The 4,729-nt window shown below is 59.7% G+C and carries 4 protein-coding genes; all 4 read left to right on the top strand.

Annotated elements, in window-relative coordinates; translation table 11 throughout:
* Positions 1-336: 336 nt before the first annotated feature.
* The 4 genes from P0D89_RS50985 to P0D89_RS51000 all read left to right on the top strand — a co-directional run bounded on the left by P0D89_RS50985 (position 337) and on the right by P0D89_RS51000 (position 4,502).
* A complete protein-coding gene (locus P0D89_RS50985) occupies positions 337-1,485 on the top strand; it encodes an alpha/beta fold hydrolase (RefSeq protein WP_408370030.1) in 1,149 nt (382 codons plus the stop codon).
* Positions 1,486-1,724: 239 nt separating this feature from the next.
* Positions 1,725-2,273 (top strand): tyrosine-type recombinase/integrase, encoded by a 549-nt coding sequence (locus tag P0D89_RS50990; protein WP_408370027.1) that lies wholly within the window; start codon positions 1,725-1,727, stop codon positions 2,271-2,273.
* Positions 2,270-2,977, top strand: a complete 708-nt coding sequence (locus P0D89_RS50995; RefSeq protein ID WP_408370024.1) for a site-specific integrase — start codon at positions 2,270-2,272, stop codon at positions 2,975-2,977. The genes P0D89_RS50990 and P0D89_RS50995 overlap by 4 nt, the downstream gene beginning before the upstream one ends.
* Before the next feature lie 496 nt (positions 2,978-3,473).
* A complete protein-coding gene (locus P0D89_RS51000) occupies positions 3,474-4,502 on the top strand; it encodes an alpha/beta fold hydrolase (protein WP_408370021.1) in 1,029 nt (342 codons plus the stop codon).
* Positions 4,503-4,729: the final 227 nt, after the last annotated feature.

Here is a 4,729-nt window from a genome sequence, read left to right on the forward strand (position 1 = left end):
GCCATCATCTATCCGCAGTTGCGCGACTTCATCCTCGAGCACAGTAATGCACCGAACGCCGTGAGGGAAAAAGCCGAAGCGCAGGCGTGATCTGCATCGATGAGGTGTGGGTGGCAGTCGACTTCGAACGATGATCACGTCATCAAGATGTCGTACACGTGTTCTTGCGAGTACCGTCGCCACCGATCGTCGCTTTACCTTGCGTCAACTGCAAGTCTGTTGTAGGTATTGCCAGCCTGGCTGGACCCGGCCTCCCACATGTTCTCAGGAGAGGTGGCCTGCAGAAAGCGCCCGCTTCGTGCAAACTCACGCCTTTCCCAACGAATGGTGCAAGGAATGAGACGTCTGAAACAGGGGCTTACCGCTATCACATTGGTATTTGGCATTGCCGCCGCGGCACAAGCGCAGCAGCCGTCTGCGGCCGGAGTTGCCGAGAGGTATTCTGAAGGGAACCTGCCACTTGAAAGCGGGCAGGTCATCAAGGACTTTTCGATCTCGTACGAGACACATGGCACGCTAAACGCCACGAAATCGAACGCGATCCTGATGGTCACTGCGATCGGCGGCAACCACCATCGACTCGATTACCTGATCGGCCCAGGCAAGGCGCTCGACACCGACAAGTACTTCATCATCACGACCGACGCGATCGGCAATGGTCTGACAACCTCGCCGTCCAACAGCGTCGCCCAGCCCGGCATGTCATTCCCGCATTTCCTGATTCGCGACATGGTCAATTCGGAATACCGCCTCGTTACGGGCAAATTCGGAATTACGCATCTGTTCGCGGTGGTTGGCGCATCAATGGGCGGCATGCAGACGTTGCAGTGGGGCGTCAGTCATCCTGACATGATGGACGCGCTGGTTCCGATCGTCCCGCTGGGACGTACGCCCGCATGGACCAAAGCCGTGCTCGATCTCACGCGTCAGGAAATCATGTCCGATCCTGCCTGGGACAACGGAAACTACCAACAGAACCAGCCGCCGCAAGAGGGCATGCGTCTGTGGGCCGGTACTATGGCGCTGATCACCCGCACGCCGCAGTTGCTCAGGAATACGATGCCCAAAAGTGACGACGCCAAGTCGTGGCTCGCAAAAACCGAAGATGACGGGTGGAAAAATTTTGATGCGCGAAACTGGGTTTATCAGACGTGGGCCTACGATGCGCATGACATCGGCACCACACCGGGTCTGAACGGCGACTACCATCAGGCTTTACGGTCGATCCGGGCGCGCACGCTGATTCTCGCCGGAGTTGGCGATCTGCTCAACCCGGAAGCCGAAGCAGTGGAAGCCGCACGCTATATTCACGGCGCGCAATTCGAAACGATCGAACCGCGCTGGCCTTCAGGTCATTTTTCCGCCGCCGGGGTCACCCAGCCTGAAGTGGATTTCCAGAATCAGGCCATCGGGGCCTTCCTCACCAAAGTCTACGCAAGCAGGGACGCGAATGACGTGCGCCAGGCGGCTGCGAACGCCCAGTGACGTGAACGCTGTATGCCTGCTGGAACGCTTATCCAGGTGCAATAGTGCTGGTCGCGTTCGCCAGGAGCTGGACAGCGAGATGGCGGCAGCGGCCTGAGCCTGTTCAGTAGCCAGTGCTGACCGCGGCGCGTGCCGGCGATGCCGGCGCCGCTATGCGGATCGATTGCAATTGAGGAAATGAAAGCGCCGTTCAGTGCTTAGCTGAACGGCGCTCCTTAGAAGTGGCCCCGGACAATTCGTTGCGTCTGCTGCCGTGCGCTGGCGCCGCAGAACTGCCCTTCGCCGAAATGCGCAGCATACCCCCGAGCGCCTTGCAGGCCGATTTGAGAGGGTTACGTCTCAATTTGCGGATCGCAGGCGTGAGTGGCCGCAATTCGTCGAGGTTCGGACGTCCGCAGCGGTTAGTCGAAGGGCAGTTGTGGGTCGATGCTGTTGAGAAAATCACGGCATGCAGTTTCCCCACCGCTGACAAGAGATCAACGTCATCTTTTGCTTCTGGCCATCCGGCGATCTTCGTCCGGCAGGTGGCGGGGCGAGACCAGCCGATTACGTCCAGCGCGATCCAGAAGGTGATCAAACGGGCCTGCTGTCGCATCGGCTTGCCGCACCACAGTGCTCACGCGCTTCGACACACCCTGGCATGCCGCCTGGTTGAGAACGGCAGTACGCTCAAGGAAGTGGCAGACGTGCTGCGCCACCGTTCGCTCAATACCACCCTGATCTACGCCAAGCTCGACACGGCGAAGCTGGCGGCTGTGGCCCTGCCGTGGCCTGGGAGCCAATCATGAGCGCACGGGTCAGCTTGCAGATGAGGATCGACAACTACTTTGCCGAACGGCACCGTTTGGGTTTCGAGTTGCGCTCGCGGAGCACGCTATTAGCCAGCTTCGCCCGTTATGTCGAGAGCCTGAATCATCGTAGACCGCTCACGACAGAGCTCATGGCGGATTGGGCACGACAGGATAAATGGCACCATGACACCCCTGCTACCTGGGCTGCGCGTTTAGCGATTGTTCGCGACTTCGCCCGCTACCTGAGGCAGTTCGAGCCTGACACCGAGATTCCGGAGGAACCCGTCTTCGGCCCTGAGCGGGCACGCGTCGCCCCGCACATCTTCCATGAAGAGGAAGTCGTTGCATTGCTGGCTGCGGCCCATCGGCTCGGGCCAAAGGGGAGTGTGCGCCCAGCGACGTATGAGACCCTGTTTGGCCTGATGGCCTCAACCGGGTTGCGAATCTCGGAGGCCATCCACCTACGCGATGCCGATGTTTCGCAAATCGAATCGTCCCTGAACAGTTCTTTGAAACCCGGGTACTCGTCTTCGCGCCTGTTGGGCAAGTATGCACCATGCCGCAGGAGATTCCTTCGAGCCCGCCCAGTGGTCATCGCGTGGGTAGGCGGACAGGCCCAGTCCTGCTATTCCTGTTGCCGGTCGAGAGCACCGGGACTGTCATGTCGTCCGCATTCAGCTTTGCTGCCGGCCATCGTATAGCGCGCCGCGTACCAAGCAGCGGATCGACCAGTGGCTCACGCTCGCCGCCCCATCGATCCATGCTCACGGGGGAGATCGCGAATGTTCACGAGACATTGAGCATTTAGCGGTAGCGGCTGATCAGACGTTAGCGGCGCTCACGGTGCATTTTCATATAACGTGCAAGAGCGCAGTGCGTATTTGCCTGCACGTGGTGCACGACATCGACGGCTTCGTTATCACGAAGCAGATGCACTGCGGCCATCTGCGCCAAGCCAGCACTTGCTTTGATGCATGATTAGCCGCGTGTCGCGGCAGCAGGCACGACATATGCAATATCGCCTCGCATTGCTTGCCGGATGCATCCAGCAAGCACTGAAACATAGCAGTAACTCCTTGATCACTTGCCTGCACGGACAAAGGCGTCCGTGCAGGCCCCGGCCAATGAAGCCCGCCAACCAGGCCAATCCTGGTTGACGGGCTTTGTTTGTTTACCGTTTCCGCGAATGTTTAACCCATGACGAAAAAACCAGATACGTTCGAAATTGCCGAGATGGGCGATGTCGTGCTGCAATCCGGCGCAACACTACGTGGCGCCAGGCTTGCCTACAAGACGCATGGCACCCTGAACGCCGCGCGCGACAACGCGATCGTCTATCCAACCTGGTACGGCGGCCAGCATGCCGACAACGAATGGCTGATCGGCCCCGGCCTGGCGCTCGATCCCGCACGCTACTTCATCATCGTTCCGGACATGCTGGGCAACGGCTTGTCCAGCTCGCCGAGCAATACCCCACCGCCCTACAACCAGGCCCGCTTTCCGGGTGTGACGGCGTATGACAACGTCAAGCTGCAGCACCGGCTCGTCACCGAAACTTTCGGCATCGAGACGCTCGAGCTCGTCACCGGCTGGTCGATGGGCGCATTGCAGGCCTACCACTGGGGCTCGATGTATCCGAGCATGGTGAAGCGCATGTTGCCCTCGTGCGGCTCGGCGCGGTGTTCGCCGCACAACTTCGTGTTCCTCGAGGGCGTCAAGGCAGCGCTCACCGCGGATGCAGAATGGAAAGAGGGCTTCTACGACAAGCCGCCTGCCCGCGGGCTGCGCGCGATGGGCCGCGTCTATGCCGGCTGGGGCTTTTCGCAGGCGTTCTATCGCGAAAAGCTGGCGATCAAGGCGCTCGGATATTCATCGCTGGAGGACTTCCTCGTGACGTTCTGGGAAGGCGGTTTTCTGGAAAGCGACGCCAACGACCTGCTCGCCATGCTGTGGACCTGGCAACACGGCGACATCAGCGCCAACCCACTTTACAAAGGTGATTTTGATCTCGCGCTTTCGAGCATCACCGCGAAGACCATCGTCATGCCGGGCCAAACCGACCTGTACTTTCCGCCTGAAGACAGCCAGTACGAGGTATCGAAGATGCGCAACGCCGAATACCGGCCCATTCCGTCGATCTGGGGCCATCAGGCAGGCGGCGCGGGTCTCAATCCTGTCGACGCCAGATTCGTCAACGCGGCGCTCGTCGACCTGCTGGAACGCTAGGCTCACAATCGCCCGACGGCCCACGGTCAGTGGGTCGCTATAGACATTGGTTGTACTAATCAATATTAAAAGGAGCTTTCGTTTTGACAAACGACGAACTGTCGAACCTGGATGCCGTCCGGATCGCGCATGCGGTCCGGACCCGAGAGCTGTCCGCGATCGACGTGGTTAAGGCCGCGCTTGCGCGTATGGACGCGCTCGAGCCGTCCGTGCATGCATTTTGTACC

Source organism: Paraburkholderia sp. RL18-085-BIA-A (assembly GCF_046027075.1).
In the GTDB taxonomy this organism is placed as follows: Bacteria; Pseudomonadota; Gammaproteobacteria; order Burkholderiales; family Burkholderiaceae; genus Paraburkholderia.

Bases quoted from the DNA above. Each gene is read 5' to 3' on its own strand.
- P0D89_RS50985 (WP_408370030.1), top strand. From the start codon at position 337: ATGAGACGTCTGAAACAGGGGCTTACCGCTATCACATTGGTATTTGGC.
- P0D89_RS51000 (WP_408370021.1), top strand. From the start codon at position 3,474: ATGACGAAAAAACCAGATACGTTCGAAATTGCCGAGATGGGCGATGTC.
- P0D89_RS50995 (WP_408370024.1), top strand. From the start codon at position 2,270: ATGAGCGCACGGGTCAGCTTGCAGATGAGGATCGACAACTACTTTGCC.